Origin of the sequence: Actinopolyspora alba, from assembly GCF_900112765.1 — a bacterium.
In the GTDB taxonomy this organism is placed as follows: domain Bacteria; phylum Actinomycetota; class Actinomycetes; order Mycobacteriales; family Pseudonocardiaceae; genus Actinopolyspora; species Actinopolyspora alba.
Window position 1 is genome coordinate 376,807 of the sequence record NZ_FOMZ01000002.1, and the last position, 19,466, is coordinate 396,272.

Genomic DNA, 19,466 nt, shown 5'->3' on the forward strand with positions numbered 1-19,466 from the left:
GTGTCCGAGGGGGACCAGGGCTACCGCAGCCACGAATACATCGCCGACCGGGAACGCGAGGCGTACAACCGCGCCAGGGGTGACTTCGAGTACCAGGGCGGCGGACACGTGCCGGTCGGCAACGGCGACATGAGCGTGCAACGCGCGAAGGAAGTCGCCGCGAACGCCGCCGAGCACTACGGCACCCAGCAGGCCAAGGCCATGTCGGGCGACCAGTCGCTGCGCGGTCGCCCCACCGCACTGGGGTGCACCGCTTACGAGTCCTACCCGCACGCGGAACTCGAGAAGTTCGTGCGGGACAAGTTCGACCCGGTGTCGGTACACGACATGGGCCGCTACTACCACCAGGTCGGCACGGACTTCGTCGACTTCTCCGACCGCATCAAGCGGGCCGCCGCGAAGACGGAGCAGAACTGGCAGGGCCGCGCGGGTGACGCCATGCGCGCGCAGATGAACACCGTCTCCGAGCACATGGGACATTCCGGCGAGGCAGCGCAGCTGACGGCGAACCAGATCGGCTTGCAGGCCGAGGCCGGTGAGCAGGCCCGCAACTCGATGCCGGAGGACCCGCAGTTCAGCCTGATGCATGAGCTGTCCGCGCTGGCCTCGGACCCGAACCCGGCCACGATCGTGCAGCGCGCGGCTGAGATCCGCCAGCGCGCCGACGAGGCCAAGCAGGCCCACCAGGAAGCCGCCCGTGTGGTGTCCACGATGGAGAACGACTTCGGCGGTGCCGCCGAGAACACCCCGCGCTTCGCCCCTCCCCCGCAGTCCACCGACGAGAACGCGGGTGACTCCGGCACCGGCTACAACGGCACCGGATCCGGCGGCAGCGGTTTCGCGACCGTCGGTGGCACCACCCCGTCGAGCACCTACGCGGCCTCCACCCCGAGCGGCACCACGGCACCGCCCTCCTCGGGCGTGTCGAACGCGCCGGGCGGCTACTACGGTCAATCGCAGCAGCCCTCCACCACCGCGCCCGCCTGGAACTCCGGCGGCAGCGCGGGCAACTCCGGCCTGTCACCGGGAGCGGTGCGTGGCCCGGACGGCACGAACTACCGGCAGGACCCCAGGACCGGCCAGTGGCAGCGGCAGAACTCCGCCAACGGCAGGTGGGCACCCGTCCCGCCCGGCCAGCAGGTGCCTGGCGGTGGCCGCGCGGGCGGCATGACCGGCGGACGAGGGGGTTACTCCGGCGGCCGAGCCGGTGGCTACGGCGCGGGAGGTTACGGCTCCGGTGGTTACGGTGCCGGCGGTTCAGGCTCGGGACTGGGCTCCGGCGGACGCGCCGGGGTCGGTGGCGCACCGACCGGTGGTCCCACCAGCGGCACGCCCGCGAACTCCTCGGGACGCGGCGGCGGCAGGATGCCGATGGGCGGTGCCGGAGCGGGCGCGGGCCGAGGCCAGGGCGAGGACGAGGAGGAGCACGAGCGCAAGTACGTGCTCGAAACCGACGAGGTCGGCGACGACCTCGGACTGCCCCGGGTGGCTCCCCCGGTCATCGGCGCCACGCCGGCAGAGGAGGGCGGCCGTAACTGATGCCGAGATCGTTCACGCTCTCGACACGTGCGGCCGACATCCTCTGCGAGGACCTCGGTGTCGACCTCCGGAGATTCCCGTTCGAGCTGGATTACCACGGCGGAACCACCGACGAGCGCTCCCGCGTCCGCCAGGAGGTGTGGCGGGAGCTCGCCAACCGTGGGCTGGCCGATGATCGGGAGCCGGACCAGGACGTGGAAGCGGCCCTGCGGCTGCTGCACTCCCCGAAGGTGGACATCGCGGTCACCTGGCTGGAAACCGCCACCGAGGAGGTGTTCCGCGCTCGCACGGCGGTTTCCGGCAGGCTCGGTGCGCAGGCGGTGCAGGGCACCGACGGTCTCCGGGTCCGGTTCGTCGACACCCGGAGCCTGGTCCGTGGTTGCACCGACCTGCTGCCCGAAGTTGCGGCGGGCACGCTGGAGACTGCCACCGTCAACACCACCGCAGGACCCGGCGGCGGCTCGGAAACCGGCGGGGACTCGTGGCTGACCGGTGCGGAGCACAAACCACCCGCACGGAGCAGCGATCGGCAGCTGCGGGCGGCGCAGCGGATCCTGACGCTGCCCACCGAGCGGATCGGCTACTTCTTCGTCAGCGGCAGCCCGGACAACGGCGAGACGCCACGACTACCGGCGATCGGCTGGCGCGACACCGAGGACGGTCGCTACAGCATCACGTCCCGGCGCAACAACGACGGTGCCGACTGGAACACCTTCGCCCCCGCCGACAAGCAGCGACTCGCCGGTTACCTCACCGAACAGCTCAACGCGCTGGGGAGTGGATGATCCCGGTCAGACACAACGAGGTTGTAACCCACGAAAATGACTGTCCGGCTAATACAGGAAATTCGTTCATGCAACGGGATTCATCCATCGCGCATCGTTCGGCCGGGTACTGGCCCGGCCAACCGTTGGTGAACATCGGTGCCGGGCTGCTGCTCGGAATCGCGCTGTTCGTCGTGGAACTGCAGCACCGGATCTCGCTGAAGGAAGCAGCGATCGGCTACTTCGCGTACTCGGATCCGATACCCGTGATCCTCGCGCTGTTCGTCGGAGTGCTGGCCACCGCGCCGGTGTTCGTGACCGACCAGGAGACCGGACGCAGTCCGTACCTGCGGATCGCGGGAGTCGGGCCGCGCGAGCACGTGCTCGGCTCGATACGCGTGGCGGCGGGTCGGACAGTGGTGACGACGGCCACGATGGTGGTCTTCGTCGACGTGCTGGCGCTGTTCGTCTACCCGCTGCGCACCGTCGATGAAAGCGTGCTGCTGTGGCCCGGGATGCACGCCATGGGGCCGGTCGTGGACCTGGTCATGCTGCTGTGGTGCTGCCTGGTCTCGGTGGGCGTGCTGCTGGTGGCGCACCTGCTCGCCGTCTACCGCACGCCCCGGCTGGTCGCGCTGGTCTGCGCGCCGCTGGCGGTGCTGCTCGGTGCCCTTGTGGGCGATGAGCTCGGGCTCACGCCGATAAGGCTGATGCTCACCCCAGGACACGGGGCCCACCTTTTCCCGCACAACCCGCTGAACTGGACGATCGGTCCCGCGCTGTGGCTGCTCGTCGACGCGGCACTGATCACCGTCATCGCCCTACTCGCCCCCCGAGCCGAACGCTAGGTCGCACAACCACATGGAAACCCCGAACCGGGCACTGCTGGAAACCGAGAAACTGGGCAAACGCTTCGGCAACCACTGGGCGGTCAGCGACGTCGACCTCGCCGTCCGAAGTGGCCGAACCGTCGGCATCGTCGGCCCCAACGGCGCGGGCAAGACCACGCTGCTGGCCGCGCTGCTCGGCCTGATCGAACCGAGCGCGGGAAAGCTGCACCACCACACCGTAGGGGGCACGCGGCCGAGCTTCGGCGCGGTGCTCGACCAGGACGGACTGATCAACAGCGTCTCCGGGCGCCGCAACCTCGACCAGTGGGCCGGGATGCTGGGCGGCGTCACGTCGAACGAGGTGGACGAGTGCCTCGACGCGGTGGGGATGCGCCAGGCGGCGCGCAAGCGGGTCGGCACCTACTCGCTGGGAATGCGGCGCCGGTTGTGCCTGGCGCGGGCGCTGCTGGGCGATCCCGAGGTGCTGGTGCTCGACGAGCCCGGCAACGGGTTGGACCCCGCCGGGATCATCCGGCTCAAGGAGCTGATCGGCGAGCGGGCACGTGCCGGAACCGGGGTGATCTTCAGCAGCCACTCGATCGCCGACGTCGACGAGATGAGCGACGAGATCGTCTACATCTCCGGCGGTGAGGTCGTCACCCGCTGGCCCGAGGACAGCCCCCGCTGGTGGCGACTGCGCTTCGCGGCCGAGGACGAGGACGCGGAAGCCACCCGGCACGCCGCCGCCACGGTGCTGAAGGAACACGACTGGACACACCGGATCGACCCCTACATCGGGGTGCTCGCCGAGCAGTCCGCGCCGCTGCACGAACTGCTGGCGCTGCTCTCGCGGGCGGAGCTGCCGCTGGGAAACGTCGAGGACCTGGGCCGCGACATCGAACAACCCTTCCGCGGATTGGACAGCTGGTGATGCCACGACACCCGAATCCGGTTCGGCGCGGCGGCACGGCACGGCTGGCGGTGCTGCTGGCCACGCTGCCCGCGCTGCGCTGGGCCACCCCGGTGATCCTGCTGGCCTGGTTCCTCGTCGGCACCAGCTCCACCCCGGCCGGTCTGCCTCACGAGCCGACCTACGGGGACTGGATCGTGCTGTCCTCGCTGGAGCCACGGACCCTGGCGATGGAACTGGTGATTTTCTACGCGCTGCTGACGGCGGTAACGCAGGCGGCCTCCCGCTCGAACGGCCTGCACACCCACGCGCAGCTGGTGCTCGGCTCCGGGCGCTGGATCACTTCGGTGATCGGCTCCGTGGTGCTCACCGCCACGGCCTTCCTCGCGGCCTGGCTGCTGCTGTTGGTCTACATGACCTACCAGTTCGGTTCCGGCCCGCGAAGCCTGCTGCTCACCGCCCAGGCCGTGGAAGGACTGGCCCCGGTGATCCAACCGGGGATCGGTTTCGTGCTGCTGGCGCTGCTGCTCGACTGGGCCGCGCTGGTGCTGACCGGACTGCTCACGGCCGCCGTCGTCAACGGGCTGCGGAACCAGCGGACGGCCACCCTGCTGATCGCCGGGGCGCTGCTGGTCCAGGTGCCGCTCACCTCGACCGGCATCGGGCTGCGCTGGGTCGAACTGGCCGATCCGTTCCTGGTGCTCACGGCATACCCTGTGCTCTACGCCCAGAGCGGCACCGTGCTCGCGGTGAAACTCGCCGCGAACCTGCTGGTGTGGGGTGGGTTGTGCGGGTGGCTGCTGCGCCGCCCGCGCCACAACGCCGCGCTGCTGGCCGCACCGAGCTGAGTGGTGATCAGCCCTCCCCGCTCGGAGAAGGACCGGCGCGCACGGAAAGGAGACCGCACGCGCGTGTCCGCGACCCAGTGGCTGGAACGCCACCAGATCCCGATCTACCTCGGCGGGCTGGCCGCCGGTGCCGTCGTGGGCCTGGCGCTGCCCGCGAGCGCGCCCATCTGGGAGCGCTCGATCTACCCGGTGCTGGGAACGCTGCTGTACGCGACGTTTCTGCGGGTTCCCTTCACCCGGCTGACCCGTGCGTTCCGCGACGGACGGTTCCTGGCGGCGGCGCTGCTGCTGAACTTCGCGGTGGTGCCGCTGATCGTGGCCGCGTTGACCGCCGTGGTGGCCTTGCCGCGGGCGGTGCTGCTCGGGGTGCTGCTGGTGCTGCTGACCCCGTGCATCGACTACGTGATCGTGTTCACCGGGCTGGCGGGCGGGGACAGTCACCGCCTGCTGGCCGCCTCGCCGCTGCTGATGTTGGCCCAGATGGCGGCGCTGCCGCCGCTGCTGTGGCTGTTCCTCGGTCCGGGGCTGGCCGACATCGTCGCGGTGGGGCCGTTCCTGGAAGCCTTCGGAATCCTGATCGTCGCCCCGCTGGGGCTGGCCTGGGCCACCGAGGCGCTGGCCGCCCGGCACCGCACCGGTCAGGTGCTCTCCTCGGCCGTCGGCGCGGCGATGGTGCCGCTCATGGCGGCGACGTTGCTGGTGGTCGTCGCGGGCCAGGTTCCCGCGATCAGCCACCGGCTCGGCCGGGTCGTGGCCGTGGTTCCGCTGTACGTCGCCTTCCTGGTCATCATGGCCGGAGTCGGTTACGGGGTGGCGCGAGGGTTCCGGCTCGACCCGGGTCGCTCTCGCGCGCTGATCTTCAGCGGTGCCACCCGCAACTCCCTGGTCGTGCTGCCGCTGGCGCTGGCCCTGCCTGCCGGTTACGCGATCACCCCGGTGATCGTGGTCACCCAGACGCTGGTGGAGCTGCTCGGCATGATCGGCTACGTCCACACCATCCCCCGACTGGTCCGGTCACGACCGCAGAGCTGAGGCGTACGGCTCGGCCGCCGATCGGCCGAATCGTGGTTGCATCCTGTACCTGGGTACGGGCTTACCGTCGACGGCACGAGGTTGTCGCAGCGCGTACGGCGCGGTTGAGAGGTACTCACGATGGCGGTGGATTCGGACGGACCGGCCCGTACCGGTGGGACGGGAGTCGTCCCGGGCCGGTTGGTGTCCGGGGCGGGCTGGGGTGCGGTCGCGACGGTGCTCATGAGCGTGGTGATGCTCTTCGGCATGCTCACAGGCGTGGCACCGTTGCCGAACCCCGTCCCGGTAGCACTGGTGGCCCGGACCGTGGGGGCGCTGCCGCAGCCGGTGCTGGTGGGACTGGCGGTGCTGGCCCATCTGGCTTACGGGGCCGTGGCCGCGGCGGTGTTGGCCGGGTTGGTTCGCCGGGTTTCGGTATGGATCGGGCTCGGCTACGGCGTGCTGCTGTGGGGGTTGCTCGGGCTGGTGTGGCTGCCCTACCTGTCCTGGGGTTTGTTCGGGATCGCCGTGACACCGCGCATCGCGGTGGCGACGTTGCTCCCGCACCTGGTCTACGGCCTCACGCTGGGGCTCGTGCTCGACCGACATCACGCGCCGCGGCGGCGTACCACTGGAATCGGAGGGGAAGCGCGATGAGGAACGACGAGAGCGTCGGGTGCGCCTGCCGCGGCCCAACCGTAGGAGACAACACGCCTCCGGCACGCACGGACAGCGTGGTTCTGGAGCCCCGTCACGAGGGAGCGGAGACCGGCAGCACCGAGGGCAGTGACTCGCTGCTCGGGTGGGTCCCGCCATCGTGTGAGTTGCCGCCGTCGCGGCAGCCGGAGCGAGCGGCCGAGTTCGATGCGCTGTTCACCGCCGCACTGCGGAGCTTCCACGAACCGGAACCGACCCGGCTGCGACTGGTGTTGGATCCGGCCTGGCGAGACACCGCGCGGGACCTGGCGGAACGGGAAAACCAGTGCTGCTCGTTGTTCACCTTCGTCCTCCAACAGCGCGACGACGAGCTGTGGCTCGACATCACGGTTCCCGCGGACCAGCGACCGGTGCTGGAGGCGCTGGCCCGGCACGCGGCAGCGACCACGCCGGAGGGATCCCCATGAGCGACACGAGGCTGCGCAGTGGGCAGGTCGCCGAAGCCGCCGGGGTGAATCCGCAGACCCTGCGCTACTACGAGCGGCGCGGGCTGCTGGCCCAGCCCGAGCGCAGCCTGGGCGGCCATCGTCTGTATCCACCGGCGGCGGTAACCACGCTGCGGGTCATCAAGGCCGCACAACGGTTGGGCTTCACCCTCGACGAGGTAGCCGACCTGCTCGAAGCGGGACGCCCGCGCCGGGCAGGCAGCTCCGATCCGGGATTGCGGGAGCGTGCCCGGGCCAAGCTGGCCGAGGTCGAGGCCCGCATCGCCGACCTGCGGACCATTCGCGCCACGCTGCTCGAAGCGGTCGAGGCAGGCTGTGACGACCTGGCCTCCTGCGCCACCAGCTCGGACTGTCCACTGCCGTTCGCCGACATCGCCGAAGAGGACCACCATGACCGACCCTGCTGCTGACCCCGCTCGTCGGAGCCGAACATCGGTCGGTTTGGCCGGGCTGGCCGGAGCGGCCTGCCTGGCCTGCTGCCTCCTGCCCGCACTCATCACTGCCGGCCTGCTCGGTGGTGCCCTCGCCGCCGGTCTGGTGGCCTGGCTACCCGCGGTCGCCGCGGTACTGGTGCTGTCGGCGGTCGTGACGTGGAAAGCACACCGGTCCCGCGCGCACCGGTGTGGCTGCGACGAGACCCGCGACTCGGCAGCTGGTTGCGCCGCCCACCTCACAACGCCGCGCCGCAGGTCACACCGAGCCGAGTGACCACGGCCGAGCGGCCACACCGCGCGGCCCGGAACAGATCACCGGGCCGCGAATCCGGCTCGCCTTACCCGCGCGGCGGTCGGTCGCGGTCCACTCGACTCCGGGATCGTTCGGGGACTCGGGCTCGTCGGAAGCGAAAGGTCTCGTCGGGAACAACGGGTGTCCTCATGGTAAACAGTGGAGAAACCTTGGCGGTACCGAGCGTGAACAGCTCTCGCCGAAGCGGGTGTTCGTCGCGCACGTGCCGGATTCCCCACCGCAGGACGACCACCCGAACCGAGTCGGGATCCCCACCTCCCACAGTGGAGTGCTCGCCACTCCCCGAGGGAGTCCGGTGATCTCGTGAGACACGACCCCTGACGAGGACCGCATGCACGAAACGGGCCCGACGGACGAACTGACCACGTCAACGGCCAACCTGGCGGTCTCGGGCATCGAGGACGTCCCGGACGTCAGCGCCAACTGGTACCTCCACATCATAGAGTTCGCGAACTCGACGCCGGATTTCGTGCACCTGCTGGCGATCCTGTTCACCGACGGCTCGCTGTTCGTCATGGCCGCCGTCCTCGCCTGGGGCATGTGGCGGGCACGCGGCCTCCCAGCGCGCGCGATGGCGTTCGCGCTGCTGGCGCCGTTCGGCATGATCGCGGCCTACCTCGTCAACGACACCATCAAGGGACTGTTCGAGGTGGGACGACCGTGCCGGTTGTTATCCGACATCAACACGATAGCGGTGTGCGACCCGCCCGGTGACTGGTCCTTCCCCAGCAACCACTCCGCCGTCGCGGGGGCCACGGCCGTCGCGATCGTGTTCGCGTGGCGCAGGCTCGGTGTTCCGGCACTGCTGGTCGGGATCTCGACCGCGGCCTCCCGAGTGTTCGTGGGAGCGCACTTCCCGCACGACGTGGTCGTGGGATTCCTGGTCGGAGCGAGCGTGGTGCTGCTGGTGATGCCGCTCGGTGTGTACCCGGCGACCCGGGCGGTCGAGAAACTGCGGGAGACCCCGAGGATAGGGAAGCTGCTGACCAAGGGGGATCGGATCGAGCACCGGACGGTGGATTCGTCCCCGGAGCTCCTGACACAGCCCATCGAGACGCAGCCCGTCGACCCGCCGACGCAACCCGTCGAGCTCCCGACACAGCCCATCGCCGTCCAGCGGAACGCCGAGCAGCGAATCGCAGGACAGCGAACCACCGAACGGCGACAGGAGACCTACTCGAACAGCACGCGCTGATTCAGCGGCGACGCACTGCCACGAAGGCGGACCGGAGCGGCTCCCGTGGCCGACGCGGCATCGCGGCGACGTACGGGAGCCGACTCGGAAAGGCTCGCGGCTCGACGGATCGAGTGCCGATCACGCCTCGGTTTCGTACGCTCGGGTTCGACGCGGCCAGAGGCTGTGCCCCAGTGACCATCGCTCCCAGGTGTAAAGAATCACCGCGGCCAACACCGCGGTACCCGCCATGGCCGCGAAGCGGCCCATCTCCACCGTGACGCCCTCCGGTGGGAACAGCAGTTCCGGCACCAGCTGGCCCAGCAGAAGCAGCACGCCGAACCAAACGTACTTCATGGCACTCTCCGATAACGCCGCTAGGAAAACACCTCAGACATGGAAATTCCGCTGTTGTACTCGGTCGGACGGTTGTGGCGGCCGACAGCGGTCGGCCAGCTGCGAACTGCACGAGAACCAGACACCCCAGGGAACCACGAACCCAGTACGCGCGACCAGCGATCCTAACGGCACGGCACTCGGAAACAGCACCCCCGTCACCCGTGACGACCAGCGAGGTCGTCCGGGAGTCACACAACGTTGTCCACGTCTGCGCCGCTCCGTCACTCACCCTTCACCCGGAAGGTGACCTCGAAAGCCGCGACAGCTTCTTCCCGCCGCGAAGCCTCGTCGCGGCAACGTCAATTTCTCGCGAAATCGATGCCCCAATGCGGCGGGGCGGCCTTCGGCTGGCGTCAATTTCTCGCGAAATCGCCGCGCCCTCCCGGGGCGAGAGCCGTGCCGGATGTTCCGCCGAGTGAGCACCCGCACAACCCGAGCCGAGCACCCGCGTCAGGAAAGCCGCGTCAGGAAAGCGAGGCGTCGGAGTGGGGTCCTAACCTGACGGGGTGCCCGAATCCGGAGAAGCTCGTACCAAACCCGGCTGGATCCGCCGCCTGAGCGCCGCGTGCTGGCGGCATCCCGCCGCCGTGCTGCTGTCCATGGGGGCCGCCGTCACGGCGGTCGGGATGGAGGCGGCCGTGCCGGTGTTCACCAAGGTGGCGGTGGACGACGCGATGGCGGGCAGCACCGAGGGGCTCGGCTGGATCGTCGCGGCGATGCTCGGGCTGGGCCTGTTCCGGTTCGGCGCCGCGTTCGTCCGCCGCTACACCGCGGGCAAGCTCGCCGTGAACGTGCAGCACGACCTGCGCCGCGCCGTGTTCGGCTCGGTGCAGCGCCTCGACGGCGGCAAGCAGGACTCGCTGCGCACCGGCCAGGTGGTCTCGCGCTCGATCAGCGACCTGCAGCTGGTCAACGGGCTGCTGTCCATGCTGCCGATGGCGGCGGGCACGCTGATGCTGGCGGTGTTCTCGCTGGCGGCGATGCTGTGGCTGTCCCCGCTGCTGACCGTGATCGCGCTGGTCGTGGGGCCACTGATCGGGGTGGTCACCGCCCGCAGCCGCAAGAAGCTGTTCCCGGCGACCTGGAGCGCGCAGCAGCGCGCCGCCGACGTGGCCGAGCAGGTCGAGGAAACGATCAGCGGTGTCCGCGTGGTCAAGGGCTTCGGGCAGGAGTCCCGGGAGGTCAGCGGGATGATCGGCCGCGCCCGCAGGCTGTTCGCCGAACGGATGCGGGCGGCACGGGTCACGGCCCCGCCGACCGCGCACCTCACGGCGCTGCCGCTGGCGGGCCAGGTCTGCGTGCTGGGGCTGGGCGGTTGGCTCGCGCTGCGGGGCCAGGTCAGCGTGGGCACGTTCATCGCCTTCGCGAGCTATCTGACCATGCTCGCCGCCCCGGCGCGAATGCTGTCCAACGTGCTGATCCAGGCCCAGCACGCCCGTGCGGGGCTGGAGCGGCTTTACGACGTGATCGACTCGCAGCCGGAGGTCACCGACGCGCCGGACGCGGTGAGCCTGCCCGAGGGGCCGCTGCGGGTGGAGCTGGACGACGTGCGGTTCGGCTACGGCGGCGAACAGCCGGTGCTGCGGGGCACCTCCCTGGAGGTGCGTTCCGGCGAGACGCTGGCCCTGGTGGGCTCGGCGGGCTCGGGCAAGTCCACGATCTCGCTGCTGCTGCCCCGGTTCTACGACGTGCACTCCGGCAGCGTCCGGATCGCCCCCGACGGCGGTGACGAGGGGGCCGACGGGGACGGTGCCCTGGACATCCGGGGTGTGCGGCTGGACTCGCTGCGTTCGGCCGTGGGGGTGGTGTTCGAGGAGGCGTTCCTGTTCTCCGACACCGTGCGCGGCAACATCGCCTACGGGCACCCGAACGCCTCCGAGGAGGAGATCGTCGCCGCCGCCCGCGCGGCCGAGGCCCACGAGTTCATCACCGAGCTCTCGCAGGGCTACGACACGCTGGTGGGCGAACGTGGCCTGACCCTGTCGGGCGGCCAGCGGCAGCGGATCGCGCTGGCCCGCGCGCTGCTGACCGACCCCCGCATTCTGGTGCTGGACGACGCGACCTCCGCGGTGGACCCGAGCACCGAGGCCGCGATCCACGCCACGCTGGACTCGGTCACCGCCGAGCGGACCACGCTGCTGGTGGCGCACCGCCGCTCCACCCTCGCACTCGCGGACCGGGTCGCGCTGCTGGACGAGGGCGAGGTCGTCGACATCGGCACGCAGCGGGAGCTGGAGCGGCGCTCCGAGCTGTTCCGTGAACTGCTGCCGGACACCTCCGGAACGTCCGAGCACCCCGGCGGGCACCCGGTGTGCGAACCCGGCGAGGAACCCACCCCGGAGCTGTGGCCGGGAGAGGAGCGCGGACAGCGGCACGGCTACTGGACCGGTACCGCCACGAGCACCGAGAGCTCGTTCGCGGCCGTGGGGGCGGCGAGCCGGAGCGCGGGCACGGCGAAACCGGCTGCCGGGGCCCCTGGCACGGCGGGCGCGGGGCGCCCGAAAGGTTCGACCGTGGCCGCCACCCCGCCGAGCGAGGAGCTGACCACCGCGATCGACCGGCTACCGCCCGCCGAGGACGAACCCGAGCTCAACGGCACCGACCCCACCGCACCGGACCCGGGCTTCCGGCTGGCGAAACTGTTCCGCCCGATCCGGTGGGGCGTGGCGCTGACGGTGCTGCTGGTCGCGGCGACCGCGGCCGTGTCGGTGAGCATGCCGTCGCTGATCCGCTGGGGCGTGGACGGCGGGGTGGGAGCGGGCGACCCCGACGCGCTGTTCACCGCCACGGCGGTGGGCGCGGGCACGGTGCTGATCGGCTGGGTCACCATGCGCTGGCAGACGGTGATCGCCGCGCGCACGGGCGAGACACTGCTGTACCTGCTGCGGCTGCGCAGCTTCGCCCAGCTGCAGCGGCTGGGGTTGGACTACTACGAGCGCGAACGCGCGGGCCGGATCATGACCCGGATGACCACCGATGTGGACGCGCTGTCCTCGTTCCTGCAGACGGGGTTGGCCACGGCGGTGGTCAGCGTGTCCACCATCATCGGCGTGGCGGTGGCGCTGCTGATCACCGATCTCTCGCTGGCGCTGGTGGCGCTGTCGGTGACGCCGCTGCTGGTGGTGGCGACGATGATCTTCCGCAGGGTCTCGTCGAGCGCCTACGCCGAGGCCAGGGAACGGGTCAGCACCGTCAACGCCGAGATGCAGGAGAACGTCTCCGGGTTGCGCGTGTCGCAGGCCAACCGCAGGGAGCGGCTGGCGGCCGAGAAGTTCGCGGCGCGCAGCGACGCCTACCGGCGTTCCCGGCTGCGGGCGCAGCGCTACATCGCCACCTACTTCCCGTTCGTGTCGCTGCTGTCCGAAGTGGCGCAGGCGGTGGTGCTCGGCGTCGGCGCGCTGCGGGTGGCCCAGGGGGAGCTCACCGCGGGCGTGCTGGCGGCGTTCCTGCTGTACCTGGGGCTGTTCTTCAGCCCGGTGCAGCAGCTCTCCGGCGTGTTCGACGCCTACCAGCAGGCCAGGGTCGGGCTGCGCCGGATCGGGGAACTGCTGCGTACCCGCACCTCGGTGCCGGAGACCGATCGCCCGGCCACGGTGCCGAGCGAACTCGACGGCGAGGTGGAGCTGCGCTCGGTGTCGTTCAGCTACCCGGCCACAGACGATCCCGCGTTGTCCGAGGTGTCGCTGCGCGTCGCCCCGGGTGAGACGGTCGCCCTGGTGGGCGCCACGGGTGCGGGCAAGTCGACCCTGGTCAAGCTGCTGGCGCGGTTCTACGACGTCTCGGGCGGCTGCGTGCTGGTGGACGGGGTGGACGTGCGCGACTACCCGCTGGCCGAGTACCACTCCCACCTGGCCGTCGTGCCGCAGGAGGGGCACCTGTTCGCGGGGGACGTGGCGGACAACATCGCCTACGGCAGCCCCGGTGCCGGTCCGGCCGAGATCGAGCGGGCCGCTCGCCGGGTGGGTGCGCTGCCGGGTATCGCCGCGCTGCCGGACGGTTTCCGGCAGCGGACCGGGGAAGGCGGCAAGTCGCTGTCGGCCGGGCAGCGGCAGCTGGTGGCGCTGGCCCGCGCGGAGCTGGTTGACCCGGACATCCTGCTGCTGGACGAGGCGACGGCCGCGCTGGATCCGGCGACCGAGGCGATGGTGGCCGCGGCACACGCCGAGCTGGCCCGGAACCGGACGACGTTCGTGGTGGCGCACCGGCTGGCCACGGCCGCCCGTGCGGACCGGATCGTGGTGCTGGGCGGCGGCAGCATCGTCGAGCAGGGCGAGCACGGGGAGCTGCTGGCCGCGGGCGGGGTCTACGCGCGGCTCTGGGCCAACGGTGGTTCCGCCGACGACGCGGACGTGGCGGTGCCCGGCGCGGGGGGCGAGCTCGGGGCCGGGCGCGAGGAGCCCGACTCGGCTCCGGCCAACCGATGAGCGAAGGTTCCCGCAGATCCGGGGAGAGCGTTCGCGGATTCAGGGACGTATCCGGGGCGCCGCCGGAGTTCCCGGAGCCGAAACCGTGCGAACTTGACGAACATGTCCAAGCGCGGTTCCCCACGCTCCCGCGACCTGCTCGTCTGGATGCACGTCCTCACCTCCGTGGGGTGGATGAGCCAGGCCCTGGCGTTGGCCACACTGCTCACGTTCGGGCTGAGCACCGGTGATCCGGAGGCGCGGCTGAGCGCGGTGACGATGGCTGAGGTGCTCGACGAACACCTGCTGCTGTACCTGGCCAACGCCTCGGCGTTCACCGGGTTGATGCTGTCGGCGCTGACCCCGTGGGGCTATTTCCGGCACTGGTGGGTACTCACCAAGTTCGTCATCACGATCGTCCAGCTGTACGCGGGAATCCTCGTCCTCGGCCCGAACCTGCAGGCGGCGGTGCGGACGGCTGAGCAAGGAAGAGCCCTCCCGCCCGGTGTGGCCGCGGGTGCGCTGCTGATGGCTTCGGCCATGGCCTTCCAGACCTGGGCTTCGGTGGCGAAACCTTGGGGGCGAACGCCGTGGACGCGCTCAGCCCGCGCCCCGCGCAGGGTCCCGTCCGGCCCGGGATGGCTGTTCCTCGTGGCGACACTGGTCCCGATCGCGGAGTACGCCCTGAGCATCGGGGTCCTCGGGTTCCCGTTCCCGTTGGGCTCGCTGCTGCTTGTGCTCGCCTACCCGATAGCACGGTCCCGCCGTCTCCGCCGCGACACGCGAGCACACTCCGGCAGGAGCGGTGACGCCGACCCCGCGGGTGTCACCTGAGCGGGCCCGGACCCGGTGCGCACCCTCCCGGAGTACCGGGGCGCTCCACGCCACGGACGGCAGCGCTCGACCACCCGGAACGCGGCCGAGTTGGCACCGGGCTGCCAACGGTGTGGGGCGCGTTGCTCGAGCTCCGCACAATTTCCCGTGATGTGGTCCGAACGGCTCAGGATACGGGATTGTTCACTTTTGCGTGAAACCTCACATTCGGGTTCCGTTTCGACGTCCCGAACCTCCGAGAAAGCAAGATCACAAAAACCAAAACCCCACATACTACCGGAAACCGTTGAGCTCGTCCGCCGGAAAACGCGCCGGAAAAGCAGCCGCATTAACGACCTGATCGATTCGGAACGGCACGGAACCCGACCGGAGTGCACGGGACATACCCAACCGAACACCCCGGAAGCGTTAGCCTGGGTTGCGAGCGTTGAAAAACCACGAGCAGATGGATCGAGGCGAACGCCAGCCGTGTCCAGCAGCAGCCCTGCGTCACAGTTCGGCCCCAACGAGTGGTTGATCGAGGAAATGTACGAGCAGTACCTCAACGACCCCTCATCGGTAGACTCCGCCTGGCACGAGTTCTTCGCGGACTACCGTCCGGCGGGGCACTCGGCAACCGAGTCCGCCGCTGCGGCGACAGGCGCAACAACAGGCCAGAAGACCGCGACCGCCACCAAGTCCGGTGAGCGAAATGGTCAGGTGCACGACGATGGTGCCCGCACGACCACGACGACTCCACCGGCGAGTGACGCGCAGCAGACCGCCACCCGGCAGGGAGCGAACGGAGACCAGCAGCGCACCACCTCCGGGCAGGCGGGAACGCAGCAGGACGGAGGCGGCCGCTCGGCCACTTCACAACCGTCCGGGGCGCAGCAGTCCGCCAAGCCCTCCCCGCAGGAGGCAGCCAAGGCCGCTCCCGTCAAGGAGGAGTCCGGCGGCGAGGAGACCAAGACGCTGCGCGGGCCCGCCGCTGCGATCGCCAAGAACATGGAGCAGTCGCTGACCGTGCCGACCGCCACCAGCGTCCGCGCGGTCCCGGCCAAACTGCTGTTCGACAACCGCATCGTGATCAACAATCACCTGAAGCGGAACAAGGGCGGCAAGATCTCGTTCACCCACCTGATCGGGTACGCCCTCGTTCGGGCGCTGCGGGACTTCCCCGGCATGAACCGCCACTACGGCGAGGACGCCAAGGGCAAGCCCGCCGTGGTGACGCCGGAGCACATCAACCTCGGGCTGGCCATCGACCTGCCCGGCAAGGACGGCTCCCGCAATCTTGTGGTTGCCTCCATCAAGGCCTGCGAGAACATGAACTTCTACCAGTTCTGGCAGGCGTACGAGGACATCATCCGCAAGGCGCGCAACAACGCGCTCACCGCCGAGGACTTCGCCGGCACCACGATCTCGCTGACCAACCCCGGTCCCAGCGGGACGAACCACTCGGTGCCGCGGCTCACCCAGGGCCAGAGCGCCATCATCGGCGTCGGCGCCATGGAGTACCCGGCCGAGTTCCAGGGGGCCAGTGAGAAGGCCCTGACCGAGATGGGCGTCAGCAAGATCGTCACGCTGACCTCCACCTACGACCACCGGGTCATCCAGGGCGCGGAGTCCGGCGAGTTCCTGCGCAAGGTGCACCAGCTGCTGCTGGGCGAGGACAACTTCTTCGACGACATCTTCTCCTCGCTGCGCATCCCCTACGAGCCGGTCCGCTGGTCGACCGACATCCCGGAGGGCGCGGTCGACAAGACCGCCCGGGTGCTGGAGCTCATCGACGCCTACCGCACCCGCGGTCACCTGATGGCCGACATCGACCCGCTGAACTACCGGCAGCGGCGCCACGAGGACCTCGACGTCCTCTCGCACAGCCTCACGCTGTGGGACCTGGACCGGGAGTTCCCGGTCGGCGGCTTCGCGGGCCAGGAGCACATGTCGCTGCGCGACGTGCTCGGGGTCCTGCGGGACTCCTACTGCCGCACGGTCGGCGTGGAGTACATGCACATCCTCGAGCCGGACGAGCGCGAGTGGCTGCAGCACCGGGTCGAGAAGCCGCACGAGAAGCCGGTCCAGTCCGAGCAGAAGTACATCCTGTCCAAGCTCAACGCCGCCGAGGCGTTCGAGACCTTCCTGCAGACCAAGTACGTCGGCCAGAAGCGGTTCTCGCTGGAGGGCGCCGAGACGGTGGTCCCGCTGCTGGACGCGGTGCTGGACTCCTCGGCGACCTCCGAGCTGGACGAGGTCGTCATCGGCATGCCGCACCGCGGCAGGCTCAACGTGCTGGCCAACATCGTCGGCAAGCCGATCGCGCAGATCTTCCAGGAGTTCGAGGGCAACCTCGACCCGGGCCAGGCGCACGGCTCCGGCGACGTGAAGTACCACCTCGGCGCCGAGGGCAAGTACTTCCGCATGTTCGGCGACGGCGAGACCAAGGTGTCGCTGACCTCCAACCCCTCCCACCTGGAGGCGGTGGACCCGGTGCTCGAGGGCATCGTCCGCGCCAAGCAGGACATCCTGGACAAGGGTCAGGAGGGCTTCACCGTGCTGCCGGTGCTGCTGCACGGCGACGCCGCGTTCGCCGGGCAGGGCGTGGTCGCCGAGACCCTGAACCTCTCGCAGCTGCGCGGCTACCGCACCGGCGGCACCGTGCACGTCATCATCAACAACCAGGTCGGCTACACCACCACCCCCGAGTCGGGGCGGTCGAGCAAGTACTCCACCGACGTGGCGAAGATGACCGGTTCGCCGGTGTTCCACGTCAACGGCGACGACCCCGAGGCGTGCGTCTGGGTCGCCAAGCTGGCCGTGGAGTACCGCAACACCTTCGGCAAGGACGTGGTCATCGACATGGTGTGCTACCGCCGCCGCGGGCACAACGAGGGTGACGACCCGTCGATGACGCAGCCGGCGATGTACGACGCGATCGACAAGATGCGCAGCGTCCGCAAGACCTACACCGAGTCGCTGATCGGACGCGGCGACATCACCGTCGACGAGGCGGAGAAGGCGCTCAAGGACTACGCCAACCAGCTGGAGCACGTGTTCAACGAGGTGCGCGAGCTGGAGAACCACCCGCCCGAGCCGAGCCCCTCGGTGGAGTCGGAGCAGCAGATCCCGGCCAAGCTGGAGACCGGCATATCCGAGGACGAGCTGCGCAGGATCGCCGAGGCGCAGATCGACCTGCCGGAGGGCTTCACCCCGCACTCGCGCGTGAAGCCGGTGCTGGAGCGGCGCGCCAAGATGGGCAAGGAAGGCGGCATCGACTGGGCGTTCGGCGAGCTGCTGGCGCTCGGGTCGCTGACCACCTCGGGCTACCCGGTGCGGTTGACCGGGCAGGACACCAGGCGCGGGACGTTCGGCCAGCGGCACGCGGTGGTCATCGACCGCAAGAGCGGTGCGGAGTACACCCCGCTGCAGCACCTCTCCCCCGACCAGGCCAAGTTCCTGACCTACGACTCGGCGCTGTCCGAGTTCGCGGCGGTGGGCTTCGAGTACGGCTACTCGGTGGCGCACCAGGACGCCATGGTGCTGTGGGAGGCGCAGTTCGGTGACTTCTTCAACGGCGCCCAGTCGATCATCGACGAGTTCATCTCCTCCGGCGAGGCCAAGTGGGGCCAGCGCTCCGACGTGGTGATGCTGCTGCCGCACGGCCACGAGGGGCAGGGCCCGGACCACAGCTCGGCCCGCATCGAGCGGTGGTTGCAGCTGTGCGCCGAGGGGTCGATGACGGTGGCGATGCCCTCCACTCCCGCGAACTACTTCCACCTGCTGCGCAGGCACGCGATGGACGGCATCGACCGGCCGCTGGTGGTGTTCACGCCCAAGTCGATGCTGCGGCTCAAGGAGGCCACCAGCCCGATCGAGCACTTCACCAACGGCAAGTTCGCCTCGGTGATCGACGACCCGAGCGAGCCGGACCCGTCCGGGGTTCGCAAGCTCGTGCTGTGCACCGGCAAGCTGTACTACGAGCTGGCGGCCGAGCAGGCCAAGCGGGAGGCGAAGGACACGGCCGTGGTCCGACTGGAGCAGCTCTACCCGCTGCCGCACCGCAAGCTCGGCAGGCTGCTGGAGCGCTACCCCAACGTCGAGGAGATCCGCTGGACCCAGGAGGAGCCGCGCAACCAGGGTGCCTGGCCGTTCCTCGGGCTGGCGCTGCCGCGCGAGTTCGGTCCCGAGTTCGCGAGCAAGCTCAAGGTCGTCGGACGCCGTCCGATGGCCGCACCGGCCACCGGGTTGAAGAAGGTGCACGACGTGGAGCAGGCGGAGGTCATCACCAACGCCTTCGCCGACTGACCGGGCGTTCCCGGTCGGGTTTCTCGGCTGGTCGCTTGGCGGAACCTCTCGCACGGCTCTCGCCGCGGGGAGACCCGACATCGGGTAGTTAGTTCGAGCGGGCCGTCGATCCGTACACGGATCGGCGGCCCGCTTCCGTTCCCGGTACCGCACACCGGCAGGGCCGCTCGCTCGGGCGGCGGGTCGCCTTCCCCCTTCCGGCGGAATCCGGAGGAACCCCGAGCGCCCCGTGGGGCCGAACCACCTCGGGTTGCCTACGCTGCCGGAGAACCCCGAAATCGGGAACGCGAAGCGGTTAGGAGAGACGACGTGTATTTCACCGATCGTGGTCTCGAGGAGCTGGAGGAACAGCGCGGCGACGAGCGGGTGAACCTGGCCTGGCTCGCCGACAGGATGCGCGCCTTCGTCGACACGAACCCGGAGTTCGAGGACGCGGTGGACCGGCTGGCCACCTTCCTCGCCAGGGACGAGGGCGACGAAGCCGATTCGGAGGAAGAAGAGGTCAGCGAGGCCGTGGAGAGCTGATCCCGCCCAGCTCCCGAACCGCGCTGTGCAGC

At 69.9% G+C, this 19,466-nt stretch carries 16 protein-coding genes; 15 read left to right on the forward strand and 1 reads right to left on the reverse strand.

Annotation, left to right across the window (positions count from 1 at the left end):
* From BM150_RS04315 to BM150_RS04365, 11 genes are all read left to right on the forward strand, one after another.
* Positions 1-1,539: a hypothetical protein gene (locus BM150_RS04315; protein ID WP_092924158.1), complete on the forward strand. Its 1,539-nt coding sequence runs from the start codon at positions 1-3 to the stop codon at positions 1,537-1,539.
* A complete protein-coding gene (locus BM150_RS04320) occupies positions 1,539-2,324 on the forward strand; it encodes an ESX secretion-associated protein EspG (protein ID WP_092924161.1) in 786 nt (261 codons plus the stop codon). The genes BM150_RS04315 and BM150_RS04320 overlap by 1 nt, the downstream gene beginning before the upstream one ends.
* 68 nt (positions 2,325-2,392) lie before the next feature.
* Complete coding sequence (locus tag BM150_RS04325) at positions 2,393-3,151, forward strand: hypothetical protein (protein ID WP_245755249.1); 759 nt, start codon at positions 2,393-2,395, stop codon at positions 3,149-3,151.
* Between the two features lie 13 nt (positions 3,152-3,164).
* Complete coding sequence (locus tag BM150_RS04330) at positions 3,165-4,064, forward strand: ABC transporter ATP-binding protein (RefSeq protein WP_092924165.1); 900 nt, start codon at positions 3,165-3,167, stop codon at positions 4,062-4,064.
* Positions 4,064-4,891: a hypothetical protein gene (locus BM150_RS04335; protein WP_092924168.1), complete on the forward strand. Its 828-nt coding sequence runs from the start codon at positions 4,064-4,066 to the stop codon at positions 4,889-4,891. The genes BM150_RS04330 and BM150_RS04335 overlap by 1 nt, the downstream gene beginning before the upstream one ends.
* A 63-nt stretch (positions 4,892-4,954) precedes the next feature.
* On the forward strand, positions 4,955-5,923 hold the full coding sequence (locus tag BM150_RS04340) for an arsenic resistance protein (RefSeq protein WP_092924171.1): 969 nt from the start codon (positions 4,955-4,957) through the stop codon (positions 5,921-5,923).
* 120 nt (positions 5,924-6,043) lie between these two features.
* Positions 6,044-6,559 carry a DUF6789 family protein gene (locus tag BM150_RS04345; RefSeq protein WP_092924174.1) on the forward strand — a complete coding sequence of 172 codons (516 nt, stop codon included), beginning with the start codon at positions 6,044-6,046 and terminating at the stop codon, positions 6,557-6,559.
* Positions 6,556-7,026, forward strand: coding sequence for a hypothetical protein (locus BM150_RS04350; RefSeq protein WP_217641351.1), 471 nt, complete (start codon positions 6,556-6,558; stop codon positions 7,024-7,026). The genes BM150_RS04345 and BM150_RS04350 overlap by 4 nt, the downstream gene beginning before the upstream one ends.
* Complete coding sequence (locus BM150_RS04355) at positions 7,023-7,475, forward strand: MerR family transcriptional regulator (RefSeq protein ID WP_092924177.1); 453 nt, start codon at positions 7,023-7,025, stop codon at positions 7,473-7,475. The genes BM150_RS04350 and BM150_RS04355 overlap by 4 nt, the downstream gene beginning before the upstream one ends.
* Entirely contained in the window at positions 7,456-7,773 is a 318-nt protein-coding gene (locus BM150_RS04360; RefSeq protein ID WP_139219447.1) for a hypothetical protein, read from the forward strand. The genes BM150_RS04355 and BM150_RS04360 overlap by 20 nt, the downstream gene beginning before the upstream one ends.
* 370 nt (positions 7,774-8,143) lie before the next feature.
* Positions 8,144-9,007: a phosphatase PAP2 family protein gene (locus BM150_RS04365; protein ID WP_092924183.1), complete on the forward strand. Its 864-nt coding sequence runs from the start codon at positions 8,144-8,146 to the stop codon at positions 9,005-9,007.
* Positions 9,008-9,127: 120 nt separating this feature from the next.
* Here BM150_RS04365 and BM150_RS04370 read toward each other — a convergent pair whose 3' ends face one another.
* Positions 9,128-9,343: a hypothetical protein gene (locus BM150_RS04370; RefSeq protein WP_092924186.1), complete on the reverse strand. Its 216-nt coding sequence runs from the start codon at positions 9,341-9,343 to the stop codon at positions 9,128-9,130.
* A 548-nt stretch (positions 9,344-9,891) separates the two neighbouring features.
* On the opposite strand from BM150_RS04370, the gene BM150_RS04375 reads away from it, so the two are divergent.
* The 4 genes from BM150_RS04375 (at position 9,892) to BM150_RS04390 (ending at position 19,434) form a co-directional block, all read left to right on the forward strand.
* Positions 9,892-13,809 carry an ABC transporter ATP-binding protein gene (locus BM150_RS04375; protein ID WP_092924189.1) on the forward strand — a complete coding sequence of 1,306 codons (3,918 nt, stop codon included), beginning with the start codon at positions 9,892-9,894 and terminating at the stop codon, positions 13,807-13,809.
* Positions 13,810-13,911: 102 nt separating this feature from the next.
* Complete coding sequence (locus BM150_RS04380) at positions 13,912-14,622, forward strand: hypothetical protein (protein WP_217641352.1); 711 nt, start codon at positions 13,912-13,914, stop codon at positions 14,620-14,622.
* 468 nt (positions 14,623-15,090) lie between these two features.
* Complete coding sequence (locus BM150_RS04385; RefSeq protein ID WP_092924193.1) at positions 15,091-18,909, forward strand: multifunctional oxoglutarate decarboxylase/oxoglutarate dehydrogenase thiamine pyrophosphate-binding subunit/dihydrolipoyllysine-residue succinyltransferase subunit; 3,819 nt, start codon at positions 15,091-15,093, stop codon at positions 18,907-18,909.
* Positions 18,910-19,218: 309 nt separating this feature from the next.
* Positions 19,219-19,434 carry a DUF6104 family protein gene (locus BM150_RS04390; protein WP_092629793.1) on the forward strand — a complete coding sequence of 72 codons (216 nt, stop codon included), beginning with the start codon at positions 19,219-19,221 and terminating at the stop codon, positions 19,432-19,434.
* Positions 19,435-19,466: the final 32 nt, after the last annotated feature.

Coding starts and splice junctions, on each gene's coding strand:
- BM150_RS04320 (WP_092924161.1), top strand. CDS start 1,539: ATGCCGAGATCGTTCACGCTCTCGACACGTGCGGCCGACATCCTCTGC.
- BM150_RS04325 (WP_245755249.1), top strand. CDS start 2,393: ATGCAACGGGATTCATCCATCGCGCATCGTTCGGCCGGGTACTGGCCC.
- BM150_RS04330 (WP_092924165.1), top strand. CDS start 3,165: ATGGAAACCCCGAACCGGGCACTGCTGGAAACCGAGAAACTGGGCAAA.
- BM150_RS04335 (WP_092924168.1), top strand. CDS start 4,064: ATGCCACGACACCCGAATCCGGTTCGGCGCGGCGGCACGGCACGGCTG.
- BM150_RS04345 (WP_092924174.1), top strand. CDS start 6,044: ATGGCGGTGGATTCGGACGGACCGGCCCGTACCGGTGGGACGGGAGTC.
- BM150_RS04350 (WP_217641351.1), top strand. CDS start 6,556: ATGAGGAACGACGAGAGCGTCGGGTGCGCCTGCCGCGGCCCAACCGTA.
- BM150_RS04355 (WP_092924177.1), top strand. CDS start 7,023: ATGAGCGACACGAGGCTGCGCAGTGGGCAGGTCGCCGAAGCCGCCGGG.
- BM150_RS04360 (WP_139219447.1), top strand. CDS start 7,456: ATGACCGACCCTGCTGCTGACCCCGCTCGTCGGAGCCGAACATCGGTC.
- BM150_RS04365 (WP_092924183.1), top strand. CDS start 8,144: ATGCACGAAACGGGCCCGACGGACGAACTGACCACGTCAACGGCCAAC.
- BM150_RS04370 (WP_092924186.1), bottom strand. CDS start 9,343: ATGAAGTACGTTTGGTTCGGCGTGCTGCTTCTGCTGGGCCAGCTGGTG.
- BM150_RS04380 (WP_217641352.1), top strand. CDS start 13,912: ATGTCCAAGCGCGGTTCCCCACGCTCCCGCGACCTGCTCGTCTGGATG.